10 protein-coding genes are annotated in these 13552 nt (G+C 73.6%); 1 reads left to right on the forward strand and 9 read right to left on the reverse strand.

What is annotated here, in order from left to right; all coding sequences use genetic code 11:
* Nucleotides 1–88 precede the first annotated feature (88 nt).
* The 8 genes from rpmA to folC form a co-directional block, all read right to left on the reverse strand.
* Nucleotides 89–346, reverse strand: coding sequence for a 50S ribosomal protein L27 (gene rpmA / locus ACI784_RS05925; RefSeq protein ID WP_456922643.1), 258 nt, complete (start codon nucleotides 344–346; stop codon nucleotides 89–91).
* A 7-nt stretch (nucleotides 347–353) separates the two neighbouring features.
* On the reverse strand, nucleotides 354–665 hold the full coding sequence (rplU, locus tag ACI784_RS05930; protein ID WP_089405053.1) for a 50S ribosomal protein L21: 312 nt from the start codon (nucleotides 663–665) through the stop codon (nucleotides 354–356).
* 183 nt (nucleotides 666–848) lie between these two features.
* Complete coding sequence (locus tag ACI784_RS05935) at nucleotides 849–4121, reverse strand: Rne/Rng family ribonuclease (protein ID WP_457012799.1); 3273 nt, start codon at nucleotides 4119–4121, stop codon at nucleotides 849–851.
* Between the two features lie 257 nt (nucleotides 4122–4378).
* A complete protein-coding gene (locus ACI784_RS05940; RefSeq protein WP_456922645.1) occupies nucleotides 4379–5146 on the reverse strand; it encodes a TIGR03936 family radical SAM-associated protein in 768 nt (255 codons plus the stop codon).
* Complete coding sequence (locus ACI784_RS05945) at nucleotides 5146–7095, reverse strand: TIGR03960 family B12-binding radical SAM protein (protein ID WP_456922646.1); 1950 nt, start codon at nucleotides 7093–7095, stop codon at nucleotides 5146–5148. The genes ACI784_RS05940 and ACI784_RS05945 overlap by 1 nt, the downstream gene beginning before the upstream one ends.
* Before the next feature lie 99 nt (nucleotides 7096–7194).
* A complete protein-coding gene (gene ndk, locus ACI784_RS05950) occupies nucleotides 7195–7614 on the reverse strand; it encodes a nucleoside-diphosphate kinase (protein WP_456922647.1) in 420 nt (139 codons plus the stop codon).
* Nucleotides 7615–7625: 11 nt separating this feature from the next.
* Nucleotides 7626–8015 (reverse strand): DUF4233 domain-containing protein, encoded by a 390-nt coding sequence (locus ACI784_RS05955; RefSeq protein ID WP_456922648.1) that lies wholly within the window; start codon nucleotides 8013–8015, stop codon nucleotides 7626–7628.
* Nucleotides 8012–9367, reverse strand: coding sequence for a bifunctional tetrahydrofolate synthase/dihydrofolate synthase (gene folC / locus ACI784_RS05960; RefSeq protein ID WP_457012800.1), 1356 nt, complete (start codon nucleotides 9365–9367; stop codon nucleotides 8012–8014). The genes ACI784_RS05955 and folC overlap by 4 nt, the downstream gene beginning before the upstream one ends.
* Nucleotides 9368–9409: 42 nt before the next feature.
* Here folC and valS point away from each other — a divergent pair, with 42 nt between their 5' ends.
* Nucleotides 9410–12007, forward strand: a complete 2598-nt coding sequence (valS, locus tag ACI784_RS05965) for a valine--tRNA ligase (RefSeq protein ID WP_457012801.1) — start codon at nucleotides 9410–9412, stop codon at nucleotides 12005–12007.
* A gap of 162 nt (nucleotides 12008–12169) precedes the next feature.
* Here valS and clpX read toward each other — a convergent pair whose 3' ends face one another.
* The gene (gene clpX, locus ACI784_RS05970; protein WP_456922651.1) at nucleotides 12170–13441 is read right to left on the reverse strand and encodes an ATP-dependent Clp protease ATP-binding subunit ClpX; all 1272 of its coding nucleotides are present in this window, start codon (nucleotides 13439–13441) and stop codon (nucleotides 12170–12172) included.
* Between the last annotated feature and the right edge of the window lie 111 nt (nucleotides 13442–13552).

Raw genomic sequence — 13552 nt, forward strand, 5'->3', positions numbered from 1 at the left:
TGTGCGGGGTGAGTGTGCCGTCGGCCCTTCGGCCCCGTCCCGGGGCCCGGCCTGAGCCTGCGGAGGCCGGGGAGGACGTGGTCCTCTCTCAGGCCTCGACGGCGGCGATGGAGACGGTCCGGCGACCGCGCCGCGTGCCGAAGGTCACCGAGCCCGCCTCCAGGGCGAACAGCGTGTCGTCGCTGCCGCGACCGACACCCAGGCCCGGGTGGAAGTGGGTGCCGCGCTGGCGCACGATGATCTCGCCGGCCTTCACGACCTGACCACCGAAGCGCTTGACGCCGAGGCGCTGCGCGTTCGAGTCGCGGCCGTTGCGGGAGGACGAGGCGCCCTTCTTGTGTGCCATGTCGTCGTCAGCCCTTCGTGATGTCGCGGACCACGACGTCGGTGAGGGGCTGACGGTGCCCCTGACGCTTGTGGTAGCCGGTCTTGTTCTTGAACTTGTGGATGCGGATCTTCGGGCCCTTGCCATGGCCGACGATCTCGCCGGTCACGGTCACGCCGGCCAGCGCCTGCGCGTCGCTGGTGACGGTGTCACCGTCGACCAGGAGCAGGGCCGGGAGGGTGACGGTGTCGCCCGCCTCGCCCGCGAGACGGTTGACCGTGAACCGGTCGCCCACGGCCACCTTGTGCTGCCGGCCACCGGCCTTCACGACTGCGTACACCACTGACTCCTCGATCGCTTCTACGTGTCCTGTGTGCACCCCGACGACGGGCGCCGGGTGCTGGACGGGCCGCACGCCTGCCAGGCGACACCCTGCGGTGCCCGGCCCGTGGCGGTGCAACCCGACCAGCGTACCCGAGGGATCGGGACCGGGTCGAACCGGTGCCCGATCCCCCGGGCGGGGTCAGGAGGCCGGCGGGCCGGCCGGCCGGCTGGCCGCGCGGCGGCGGCGCGGGCGGGTGGCCACCGCGGTGGCGGTCCCGTCGTCGGCCACCGGGGCCTCGGCCGCGGGCGCCTCGGTGGCGGGCTCGTCGACCGGCCCGGGGTCGTCGGGGCCGGCGCCCGCGGGCACCGCCTCCTCGTCGGCCGCGGCCGGCTCCCCGGTCAGCGAGGCCTCGGTCACCGGTGCCTCGGCCGCCGCCGGGACGCTGCCGGTGTCCTCGACTGCCGCCTCGGCCGGAGCCGGGGCCTCAGCCGGGACCGTCCCGGCCCGGGCGACCTCGGGAACGTCGGCCGGGGTGTCGGCGCCGTCCGGGGTCCCGGCCTCGCCGGGGGTGTCGGCCTCGCCGGGGGTGTCGGCCTCGTCCGGGGTGTCGGCCTCGTCCGGGGTGTCGGCCTCGCCGGCGACGTCGTCGGTCGGCGCGGTCAGCACCGCGGCGTCCTCGGCGGCCCGCTCCTCGCCGGCCTGGCTGCGACCGCGGCGACCGCGGCTGCGGCGTCCCCCGGAGCGCGGGCTCTCGCCCTCGCCGTCCGGGGTGCCGGCGGCCCGCGCCGCCACCTCGACGGCGACGGTCTCGACGACGGCGACGGTCTCGACGACCTCGGCCGGGACGGCGTCCTTGGTCTGCTGGCCGTTGTCCCTGCCGCGGTCGGACCGGCCCTGGTCACGGCGGCCGTTGCCGCCGCCCGAGCCGCCGGGGCCGTTGCCGCCGCTGCGGCGCCGCTCGTCCACCGGATCGGTGGTCACCAGGACGCCGCGGCCCCGGCAGTGCTCGCACGGCTCGGAGAAGACCTCGAGCAGCCCCTGGCCGACCCGCTTGCGGGTCATCTGGACCAGGCCCAGCGAGGTGACCTCGGCGACCTGGTGCTTGGTGCGGTCGCGGCCCAGGCACTCGGTCAGCCGCCGCAGCACCAGGTCCCGGTTGCTCTCGAGCACCATGTCGATGAAGTCGATGACGATGATGCCGCCGATGTCGCGCAGCCGGAGCTGGCGGACGATCTCCTCGGCGGCCTCCATGTTGTTGCGCGTGACGGTCTGCTCGAGGTTGCCGCCGGAGCCGGTGAACTTGCCGGTGTTGACGTCGACGACGGTCATCGCCTCGGTGCGGTCGATGACCAGGGAGCCGCCCGAGGGCAGCCACACCTTGCGGTCCAGCGCCTTGGCCAGCTGCTCGTCGATGCGCAGGTCGCGGAAGACGTCGCCCTCGCCGGTGAACCGGGACAGCCGGCCGGTCAGCTCCGGGGAGACGTGCGCGACGTAGGCCTCGACGGTGTCCCAGGCGTCGTCGCCCTGGACGACGAGCTCCTTGAAGTCCTCGTTGAACACGTCGCGGATGACGCGGATCGCGAGGTCCGGCTCGCCGTACAGCAGCGTCGGCGCGCTGGAGGTGGAGTCCGCCTTCTTCGAGATGACCTCCCACTGCGCCTGCAGCCGGGCGACGTCGCGGGTCAGCTCCTCCTCCGAGGCGCCCTCCGCGGCGGTGCGGATGATGACGCCGGCGTCCTCGGGGACGATCTTCTTGAGGACGTCCTTGAGCCGCTGCCGCTCGGTGTCGGGCAGCTTGCGGCTGATGCCGGTCATCGAGCCGCCGGGCACGTAGACCAGGAACCGGCCGGGCAGGTTGATCTGCTGGGTCAGCCGGGCGCCCTTGTGGCCGATCGGGTCCTTGGTGACCTGCACCAGCACCTTGTCGCCGGACTTCATCGCCTGCTCGATCGAGCGCTGCTTGCCCGACAGGCCGGCGGCGTCCCAGTTGACCTCACCGGCGTACAGGACGGCGTTGCGCCCCTTGCCGATGTCGATGAAGGCCGCCTCCATGCTGGGCAGCACGTTCTGCACCCGGCCGAGGTAGACGTTGCCGGCGAAGGACGTCGCCTGCGCCTGGGTCACGTAGTGCTCCACCAGCACGTCGTCCTCGAGGACGGCGATCTGGGTGCGCTCGCCCCGCTGGCGGATGACCATCTTGCGGTCGACGGCCTCACGGCGGGCGAGGAACTCGGCCTCGGTGAGGATCGGCGCGCGGCGGCGGCCACTGTCGCGGCCGTCGCGGCGGCGCTGGCGCTTGGCCTCGAGCCGGGTCGACCCGGTGACGCCCTTGACGTCGTCGTCGCTGGTGGTGCGGCCGTTGCGGCCGGCCCGCTCCGGGCGGTCGTCGTCGGCCTCGGCGGCGGCCTCGCCTTCGCCGCTGCTCCCCCGGCGGCGGCGCCGGCGCCGGCGGCGGGTGCTGGAGCCGCCCTCGGCCTCCTCGCCCTCGGCGGCGTCCTCGCCGCCGTCGGTGTCGCCCTCGGTGTCGTCCTCGTCGGGCTCCTCGGCGCCCTGCTCGTCGCCGGAGTCCTCGTCCTGGTCCACCTCGGAGTCCTCGGCGTCGCCGGCCTCGTCGCCGCTGCGACCCCGGCCGCGGCCGCGGCGCCCGCGACGGCGGCGACGGCTGCCGGCCGAACCGGTGTCGTCGCGGTCCTCCGCCTCGGCGTCGGCGTCGGTGTCCGCGTCGGCCTCGGTGTCGGCGGCCTCGTCCACCTCGGTCTCGACCGCCTCGACGGTGGCCGGCTCGTCATCGGTGGCCCGGCGGCGGGAGCGCCCGCGGCGGGACCGGGGGGCCGGCGTCTCCTCCTCGTCGCGGTCCTCCGCCGGCTGGGCGCCGGCCTCCTCGACCACCGGGGACTCGGCGGGACGGCGGCTGCGCCGGCGCGGTGCGGGCGGCGCCTCGGGCTCGGCCGGGGCGACGAAGCTGACGAAGGCCGGCATCGGGGGCGCGGCTGCCGCCGGGGCGGCGTAGGCCCCGGGGTCGGCGGCACCGGCCGGCCGGGTGGCGCGGCGGCGCGGCCGCGCGATGACCGCGGTGGGCTCCGGGGAGCTGAACTGGGCGCCGAACCGGGAGGCGGGGTGCTCCTCGGGCTCCGGCTCGGCCTCGGCCCCGGCCGGGGGCACTGCCTCGGTCCGGGGCCCTGCCTGGTCCTGGGGCGCCGCCTCGGTCTCCGCGGCTGCCGGCTCGGCCTGGGGCGCCGGCTCGTCCTGGGGCGCCGCCTCGGCCTCCGCGGCTGCCGGCTCCGGCGCGTCCACGGGTGCGGTCTCGGGCGCCGGCTCGGTGGTGGCCTCCGCTGCCGGGGTCGGCTCCGGGGCCTCCCCGGTGTCCGCGATGTCGGTCTCCTCGGCCTCCTCGGGCAGGACTGCGGGGTCCAGTCCCTCGTCGGCCGGCTGGGCGGTGGCGGGGGTGGTGTCGTCGTTCTGGTCGGCCACGAGGGCTCGCCTCCTGTGTGGTGCTCCCGGGCGCCGATCACGAGGACTGGCGGCCGCGCAGGAGCACGGGTTGGGCGGGTCGGGCCGCCGCGCGGGTACGGCGGCGAGCTCGACTCGCGAAGTCTGTGGGCCGGCGCCCGCGCGGTGGTGCCGCGGCCGGTGCCGGGTGGAGCTGGTCTTCGGTCCTGCGAGATCTCGGGGTCGCGTCACGCCTGGCAGCCGTGCCGCTCGACGTCGCGAGGCTCCGGCCCCACCGGTCAGACCGCCGCGTGCTCCCCCTGGCAGCGGGTGCGCGCCGCGCGGTCCGGACCGAGCGGGTCGGCCACGATCCCGTTGTCGTCGAGCCGGCCCTGCGCCTCACGCACGGCCCGAGGGGGCGACGGCGGGCGCAGGTCGGCGACGGCAGCGAGAGCGGCCAACACGTCGTCGGGTCGAACGGCGGGCGTCACCTGCCGGACGACCATGGTCAGTATGGCACAACCTGCTGTGCCGGCCGCCGCAGCGGAGGCCACCGGCTCGCGCGCGTCGACGTCCCGCAGGCCGTTCTTGGTGCGCTTGGCGACGGTCACCACGTCGCTGGCCAGGAAGGTCGCGACGGCGGCCGCGAGCTCCTCCGGCTCCACGCCCGGCAGCTCCACGCGCCAGCGCGCGGCGTCGATCCGGTCGGCGAGCGAGCCGCCGCCCTCGGCGGCCTCGACGCACTCGAGGACGTCGACCCCCGGGGGCAGCGACGCGTCCAGCGCGGCCCGCACCGCCTCGGGGTCGCGGGCCTCGGCGAGGCCGATCTCGACGTACTCGGCCTCGCTGGCCGCACCGGTCGGGGCCGCGCCGACGTAGGAGATCTTCGGGTGCGGGCTGAACCCGGCCGAGAACGCCATGGGGACGCCGGCCCGGCGCAGCGCGCGCTCCAGCGCCCGCGCGAGGTCGCGGTGCGAGGCGAAGCGCAGGGGGCCGCGCTTGGCGTAGCGCAGCCGCAGCTTCTGGACCGTCGGCGGCGGGGGCGGGCCCTCCGGCTGGCGTGCCACTACCGGCCGACGACCGTGAGCGGGAGCAGGCTGCGCCCGGTCGGCCCGATCTGGATCTCGGTGCCGTTGGTCGGGCAGACGCCGCAGTCGTAGCAGGGGGTCCACCGGCAGTCGGCGACCTCCTCCTCGCTCAGGGCCTCCTGCCAGTCGTCCCAGAGCCACTCCTTGTCGAGCCCGGAGTCCAGGTGGTCCCAGGGCAGGATCTCCTCCTGGGTCCGCTCGCGGGTGGTGAACCAGTCCAGGTCGACCCCGAAGGCGCCGAGCTCCTCGGCCGCGGCCGCCGTCCAGCGCTCGTAGGAGAAGTGCTCGCTCCAGCCGTCGAACTTCCCGCCCTCGCGCCACACCCGCTCGATGACCCGGCCGACGCGGCGGTCGCCGCGGGACAGCAGGCCCTCGACCACGCCCGGCTTGCCGTCGTGGTAGCGCAGGCCGATGGAGCGGCCGATCCGGCGGTCGGCGTTGATCGCCTGGCGGAGCACCCGCAGCCGGTGGTCGATGGTCTCGGCGCTGGCCTGCCCGGCCCACTGGAACGGGGTGTGCGGCTTGGGCACGAACCCGCCGATGGAGACGGTGCAGCGGACGTCCTTGGAGCCGCTGGCCTCGCGCCCGGCGCGGATGACCTCCACCGCCAGGTCGGCGATCTCCAGCACGTCCTCGTCGGTCTCGGTGGGCAGACCGCACATGAAGTAGAGCTTCACCTGCCGCCAGCCGTTGGCGTAGGCGGTGGTGACGGTGCGGACGAGGTCCTCCTTGGACACCGTCTTGTTGATCACCCGGCGGATCCGCTCGCTGCCGCCCTCGGGAGCGAAGGTGAGACCGCTCCGCCTGCCGTTGCGGGAGAGCTCGTTGGCGAGGGTCACGTTGAAGGCGTCCACGCGGGTGGACGGCAGCGACAGGCCGGTGTTGGTGCCCTCGTAGCGGTCGGCGAGCTCCTTGGCCAGCTGGCCGATCTCGGAGTGGTCGGCGCTGGACAGCGACAGCAGCCCGACCTCCTCGTAGCCGGTGGCCCGCAGCCCCTGGTCGACCATCGAGCCGATGCCGGTGATCGTCCGCTCGCGCACCGGCCGGGTGATCATCCCGGCCTGGCAGAACCGGCAGCCGCGGGTGCAGCCGCGGAAGATCTCCACGCTCATCCGCTCGTGCACCGACTCGGCCAGCGGCACCAGCGGGGTCTTCGGGTACGGCCACTCGTCGAGGTCCATGACGGTGCGCTTGCCGACTCGCGCCGGGACGTCGTCCCGCGTCCGGGTCACGGCCGCGATCGCGCCGTCCGGACCGTACGAGACCGCGTAGAACCGCGGCACGTACACGCCGTCCACCCGCGCGAGGCGGGCCAGCAGCTCGACCCGGCCACCGGGCCGGCCCTGCTCCTTCCACGCCGCGACGACGTCGGTGATGTCGCCGACGACCTGCTCGCCGTCACCGAGGACGGCGCAGTCGACGAAGTCCGCGATGGGCTCGGGGTTGAACGCGGCGTGCCCGCCGGCCACCACCACGGGGTGGTCCTCGTCGCGGTCGAGGGCGTGCAGCGGGATGCGGGCGAGGTCGAGGGCCTCGAGCAGGTTCGTGTAGCCCAGCTCGGTGGCGAAGCTGACCCCGAGCAGGTCGAAGTCGCGGACGGCGCGGTGCGCGTCGACGGTGAACTGCGGGACGCCGTGCTCGCGCATCAGGCCGGCGAGGTCGGGCCAGACGGCGTAGGTGCGCTCGGCGAGGGCGTCGGGGCGCTCGTTGAGCACCTCGTAGAGGATCATCAGGCCCTGGTTGGGCAGCCCGACCTCGTAGGCGTCGGGGTACATCAGGGCCCAGTGGACGGCGACGTCGTCCCAGGCCTTCACCTGCGCGTTCAGCTCACCGCCGACGTACTGGATCGGCTTCTGCACCTGCGCGAGGAGCGGTTCGAGGCGGGGGTAGAGAGTCTCCCCCGAGGCATGGCGCGTGGTCCCAGTCATGACCCGTCCAGGGTAGACGCGCCTCTCCCGGGACGAGATCGGCGATCTCGTGGCCATCAGCAGCGGATCGCCACGAGACCGCCGATCTCGCGGGGTGGGTCAGCCCAGGTCGGGGAAGAACAGCTTGATCTCGCGCGCGGCGGACTCGGGCGAGTCGGAGCCGTGCACGATGTTGTTCTGCACCTCGAGGGCGAAGTCGCCGCGGATGGTGCCCGGGCCGGCCTGCACCGGGTCGGTGGCGCCGGCCAGCGCCCGGAAGGCCTCGATCGCCCGCGGGCCCTCGACGACCAGGGCCATGAGCGGGCCGCTGGTGATGAACTCGACCAGCGACGGGAAGAACGGCCGCTCCCGGTGCTCGGCGTAGTGCGTCTCGGCGACCTCGGCGGTCAGGGTGCGCAGCTCGGCGGCGACCAGGCGCAGGCCCTTGGCCTCCAGGCGCGAGATCACCTCGCCGACCAGGCCGCGGGCGACGCCGTCGGGCTTGACGAGGACCAGGGTGCGAGGAGTGGCTTCAGACACGAGCGCGGAGCCTACGCGGCGGGATCGCCGCCGTTCCGGGGCGCGGGTTCGCGGAACGGGGAGCCGAGCAGCTCCTTGCGGATCTGCAGCAGGTACAGCCAGATGAGCACGAACGCGCCGGCGACGAACCACATCACGCTGTTGAGGAAGCCGGTGGCCAGCAGCGGCACCTGCAGCGCGGTGGCCGCGACCAGCCCCCAGGCCCGGCGCTGCACGCCCGCGGCGAGGATCAGCAGCACCGCCAGCACGAGCAGCGCCGTGAGCCGGCCCCCGGTCAGCCCGGGCCCGCTCTGGGCGATGCCCCGCGGCACGAAGAGCACCGCGATGCCCTCCAGCACGAGCACGCCCGCGGCCGCGCCCCGCAGCGCCCGGGCCGCGCGCACCGGGTCGGGCGCCGTCACGGCGTCGTCCCGCCCATGAGGGTGCGGGCCTCCCCCGCCGTGACCACGCTGCCGGTGACCAGCACGCCGGAGCCGCCGAGGGCGTCGTCCGGTCCGGCCTCGGCCAGCTCGATGGCCTCGGTGAGGGCCTCGGGCAGCCGCGGCGAGACGCTCACCCGGTCGGCCCCGAAGACGTCGACGGCCAGCGCGCCCAGCTCGTCGGCCGGCATCGCCCGCGGGGAGCTGTTCTGGGTGACGACGAGCTCGGCGCAGATCTCCTCGAGTGCGGCCAGCATCCCGGCGACGTCCTTGCCGTGCACCGCCCCGACCACGCCGACCAGCCGGGTGAAGTCGAAGGACTCGCGGATCGCCTCCACGGTCGCGGCCATGCCGGCGGGGTTGTGCGCGGCGTCGACCAGCACCGTCGGGCTGGTGCGCACCCGCTCCAGCCGGCCGGGCGAGCGGACCGCGGCGAACGCGGCCCGCACCGTGTCGAGGTCGACGGTGCCGGTGGTGGCGCCGGCCCCGAGGAACGCCTCGACGGCGGCCAGCGCGGTGGCGGCGTTCTGCGCCTGGTGGGCGCCGAACAGCGGGATGAAGACCTCGTCGTACTCGCCGCCGAGACCCTGCAGCCGCAGCTGCTGCCCGCCGACGGCGACCTTCCGCTCGAGGACGCCGAACTCGGTGCCCTCGCGGGCGACGACGGCCTCCACCTCGACCGCGCGGCGCACCAGCGTGTCGAGGGCGCCGGGCTGCTGCCGGGCGAGGACGGCGATCGAGTCGGGCTTGATGATCCCGGCCTTCTCCCCGGCGATCGTGGGGACGTCGGGCCCGAGGTATTCGGCGTGGTCGAGCGCGACGGGCGTGACGACGGCGACGCGGGCGTCCACGACGTTGGTGGCGTCCCAGGTGCCGCCCATCCCGACCTCGATGACGGCGACGTCGACCGGGGCGTCGGCGAAGGTCGCGTAGGCCATGCCGACCATGACCTCGAAGAAGCTCATCGGGTGCTCGCCGGCGGTGTCGACCATCTGCACGTAGGGCGCGATGTCGTCGAAGGTCTCCACGAACCGCTCGGCGCTGACCGGCTCGCCGTCGAGGACGATCCGCTCGCGCACCGACTGCAGGTGCGGGCTGGTGAAGCGGCCCACCCGCAGCCCGAAGCCGCGCAGCAGCTCGTCGATCATGCGGGCGGTCGTCGTCTTGCCGTTGGTGCCGGCGACCTGGATGACGGGGTAGGCACGGTGCGGGCTGCCCAGCAGGTCCACGAGGGCGGAGATGCGGCCCAGCGACGGCTGGAGGCGGCTCTCCGGCCAGCGGCCGAGCAGCTCTGCCTCCACCCGGGCGAGGTCACCGGTGCTGCTGCTGCTCATCCTCCCCAGGATGCCAGCCGCCCACTTCCTAGGATGAGGTACATGGTTCCCGACAACGCGACCCCCGCCACCCCTGCGCCGGGAGCCTCCGTCGGCGTACCGGAGAAGCCGTCGCTGGACGGGCTCGAGGAGAAGTGGACCGGCCGCTGGGCGGCCGAGGACACCTACGCCTTCGACCGGGCGGCCGCGCTGGCCGGCCCGCGCGAGCAGATCTGGTCGATCGACACTCCCCCGCCGACGGCCAGCGGCTCCCTGCACGTGGGGCACGTGTTCAGCTACACCCACACCGACATCGTCGCCCGCTACCAGCGGATGCGCGGCAAGCACGTCTTCTACCCGATGGGCTGGGACGACAACGGCCTGCCCACCGAGCGCCGGGTGCAGAACTACTACGGCGTCCGCTGCGACCCGTCGCTGCACTACGACGAGGGCTTCCAGCCGCCGGCCAAGCCGGGCAAGGACCAGCTGCCGATCTCCCGGCGCAACTTCGTCGAGCTGTGCGAACGGCTGACCGCGGTCGACGAGGCCGCCTTCGAGGAGCTGTGGCGCCGCGTCGGGCTGTCGGTGGACTGGTCGAACGTCTACCGGACGATCTCGGCGTCCTCCCGCGCCACGGCGCAGCGGATGTTCCTGCACAACCTCGCCCGCGGCGAGGCCTACGCGCAGGAGGCACCGACCCTCTGGGACGTCACCTTCCGGACGGCGGTCGCGCAGGCCGAGCTCGAGGACCGCGAGCGGCCCGGCGCCTACCACCGGATCTCCTTCTCCGGCCCGTCCGGCCCGGTCTTCATCGAGACCACCCGCCCCGAGCTCCTCCCCGCCTGCGTCGCGCTGGTCGCCCACCCCGACGACGAGCGCTACCAGCCGCTGTTCGGCTCCTCCGTGCGCACGCCGGTGTTCGACGTCGAGGTCCCGGTGGTGGCCCACCGCCTCGCCGAGCCGGACAAGGGCTCCGGCATCGCGATGATCTGCACCTTCGGCGACCTCAACGACGTCACCTGGTGGCGGGAGCTGCAGCTGCCCACCCGCGCGGTCATCGGCTGGGACGGCCGGCTGGTGCCCGACCCGCCGGCGGGGCTGTCCTCCGACGGCGCGGCGTCGGCCTACGACGAGCTGGCCGGCAAGACGGCGCACGCGGCCCGCGAGCGCATGGTCGAGCTGCTGCGCGAGTCCGGCGACCTGCACGGCGACCCGAAGCCGATCACCCACCCGGTCAAGTTCTTCGAGAAGGGCGACCGGCCGCTGGAGATCGTCACCACGCGGCAGTGGTACATCCGCAACGGCGGCCGGGACGCCGAGCTGCGCGACGCCCTGATCGCCCGCGGCCGCGAGATCCAGTGGGTGCCCGAGCACATGCGGCACCGCTACGACAACTGGGTCGAGGGCCTCAACGGCGACTGGCTGATCAGCCGGCAGCGGTTCTTCGGCGTCCCCTTCCCGGTCTGGTACCGGCTGGACTCCGAGGGCGAGCCGGACTACACCGACCCGATCCTCGCGCCCGAGTCGGCGCTGCCGGTCGACCCGTCGTCCGACGTGCCGGAGGGCTTCACCGAGGAGCAGCGCGGCGTGCCCGGCGGGTTCATGGCCGACCCCGACGTCATGGACACCTGGGCGACGTCCTCGCTGTCCCCGCAGGTGGCCTCGGGCTGGGACACCGACCCCGACCTGTTCGCCAAGGTCTTCCCGATGGACCAGCGGCCGCAGGCGCACGACATCATCCGCACCTGGCTGTTCTCCACCGTCGTCCGGTCGCACTTCGAGTTCGACACCGTGCCGTGGACGCACGCGACGATCTCCGGCTTCGTCGTCGACCCCGACCGCAAGAAGATGTCGAAGTCGAAGGGCAACGTCGTCACCCCGATCGACGTGCTGGAGCGCTTCGGCACCGACGCCGTCCGGTGGCGGGCCGCCGGTGCGCGCCCGGGGGCGGACTCGCCGTTCGACGAGGCGCAGATGAAGGTCGGCCGCCGGCTGGCCATCAAGATCCTCAACGTCGGCAAGTTCGTGCTGGGGCTGGGGGCGTCGGCCGACCTGTCGGCCTCGGCCGTGACCGAGCCGATGGACCTCGGTCTGCTGGCCGGGCTGGCGGCCGTGGTCGACGAGGCGACGGCGGCGATGGAGGCCTACAACTACACCCGCGCCCTCGAGGTCACCGAGGCCTTCTTCTGGACCTTCTGCGACGACTACGTGGAGCTGGTGAAGTCCCGCGCCTACGGGTCGGACGACGCCGCCCGCTCCGCCCAGGCCACGCTGGCGATCGCGCTGTCGGTGCAGCTGCGCCTGTTCGCCCCGGTGCTGCCTTTCGTCACCGAGGAGGTCTGGTCCTGGTGGCAGGCCGGCTCGGTGCACCGCGCCCCGTGGCCGGCGGCCGGGGAGCTGCCGACCGGGGGGGACCCGACGGTGGTGACGGTCGTGGCCGCGGCGCTGGCCGGGGTGCGCAAGGCGAAGTCCGACGCCAAGCAGTCGATGCGGGCCGACGTCGAGTCGGCGACCGTCACCGCGCCGGCCGAGCAGGTGCCGCTGGTGGAGGCAGGTCGCCGTGACCTCGCCGAGGCCGGGCGGATCGCGGCGCTGTCGGTGGTCGCCGGGGAGGGCCCGCTCACGGTGGACGTCGTCCTCGCCCCCACCCCGGAGGCCTGACCGGCTGCTTGCTCGAGCGTGTGCACTGAGGCCCGGTTCCGCCGCTCGGAACCGGGCCTCAGCGCACACGCGGGGAGCCGATCACCACGCGCCGCCCTGAGAACGGGACGAGCCCGCCCCCGGTGACCGGGGACGGGCTCGTCGTGGCTGAGCGGTCGAGGCTCAGGCGCTCTTCTCGCGGGGGGCGCGGGTGGGCTTGCGGGGCACGATCGTCGGGTTGACGTGCTCCAGCACGACCTCCTTGGTGATCACCACGGACGCGACGTCGTCCCGGCTGGGGACGTCGTACATGACCGACTGGAGGACCTCCTCCATGATCGCCCGCAGGCCACGCGCACCGGTGCCACGCAGGATGGCCTGGTCGGCGATGGCCTCGAGGGCGTCCTCGGTGAACTCCAGTTCCACCCCGTCGAGCTCGAACAGCCGGCGGTACTGGCGCACCAGGGCGTTCTTCGGCTCGGTGAGGATGTTGATCAGCGCCTCGCGGTCCAGCTTCTGCACGCTGGTGATCACGGGGAGACGGCCGATGAACTCGGGGATCATCCCGAACTTCAGCAGGTCCTCCGGCATGACCTCGGCGAAGGCGTTGGCCTCCTCGATCTCCTTCTTGCCGCGGATCTCCGAGCCGAAGCCGATGCCCTGCTTGCCGGCCCGCTGCTCGATGATCTTCTCCAGCCCGGCGAAGGCGCCGCCCACGATGAACAGCACGTTCGTCGTGTCGATCTGGATGAACTCCTGGTGCGGGTGCTTGCGGCCACCCTGCGGCGGCACCGACGCCGTCGTCCCCTCGAGGATCTTCAGCAGCGCCTGCTGCACGCCCTCGCCGGACACGTCGCGGGTGATCGACGGGTTCTCGCTCTTGCGGGCGATCTTGTCGACCTCGTCGATGTAGATGATGCCGGTCTCGGCGCGCTTGACGTCGTAGTCGGCGGCCTGGATCAGCTTGAGCAGGATGTTCTCGACGTCCTCACCGACGTAGCCGGCCTCGGTGAGGGCGGTCGCGTCGGCGATGGCGAAGGGGACGTTGAGCATCCGCGCCAGCGTCTGGGCGAGGTGCGTCTTGCCGCAGCCGGTCGGACCCATGAGCAGGATGTTGGACTTGGCCAGCTCGACCGAGTCGTCCCGCCCGCCGACGCCGCCGGCCTGCACCCGCTTGTAGTGGTTGTAGACCGCCACCGAGAGCGTGCGCTTGGCCTTGTCCTGGCCGATCACGTACTGCTCGAGGAAGTCGTGGATCTCCTTGGGCTTCGGCAGCTCGTCGAACTTCAGGTCCGACGACTCCGAGAGCTCTTCCTCGATGATCTCGTTGCAGAGGTCGATGCACTCGTCGCAGATGTAGACCCCGGGGCCAGCGATGAGCTTCTTGACCTGCTTCTGGCTCTTGCCGCAGAACGAGCACTTGAGCAGGTCACCGCTCTCACCGATTCGTGCCACCTGCTGACCTCCACCTCGGGGAATCAGGCCCTGGTCTCAGGTACCTGCGTGTGAACTGGTGCTTGTCCCGTACACGGCCCCGCACTCCGCGAGGCTCTCCTCCCGGCTTTC

Source organism: Geodermatophilus sp. SYSU D01186, assembly GCF_054050215.1.

Bases quoted from the DNA above. Each gene is read 5' to 3' on its own strand.
- rpmA (WP_456922643.1), bottom strand. From the start codon at position 346: ATGGCACACAAGAAGGGCGCCTCGTCCTCCCGCAACGGCCGCGACTCG.
- valS (WP_457012801.1), top strand. From the start codon at position 9,410: ATGGTTCCCGACAACGCGACCCCCGCCACCCCTGCGCCGGGAGCCTCC.
- ACI784_RS05945 (WP_456922646.1), bottom strand. From the start codon at position 7,095: ATGACTGGGACCACGCGCCATGCCTCGGGGGAGACTCTCTACCCCCGC.
- folC (WP_457012800.1), bottom strand. From the start codon at position 9,367: ATGAGCAGCAGCAGCACCGGTGACCTCGCCCGGGTGGAGGCAGAGCTG.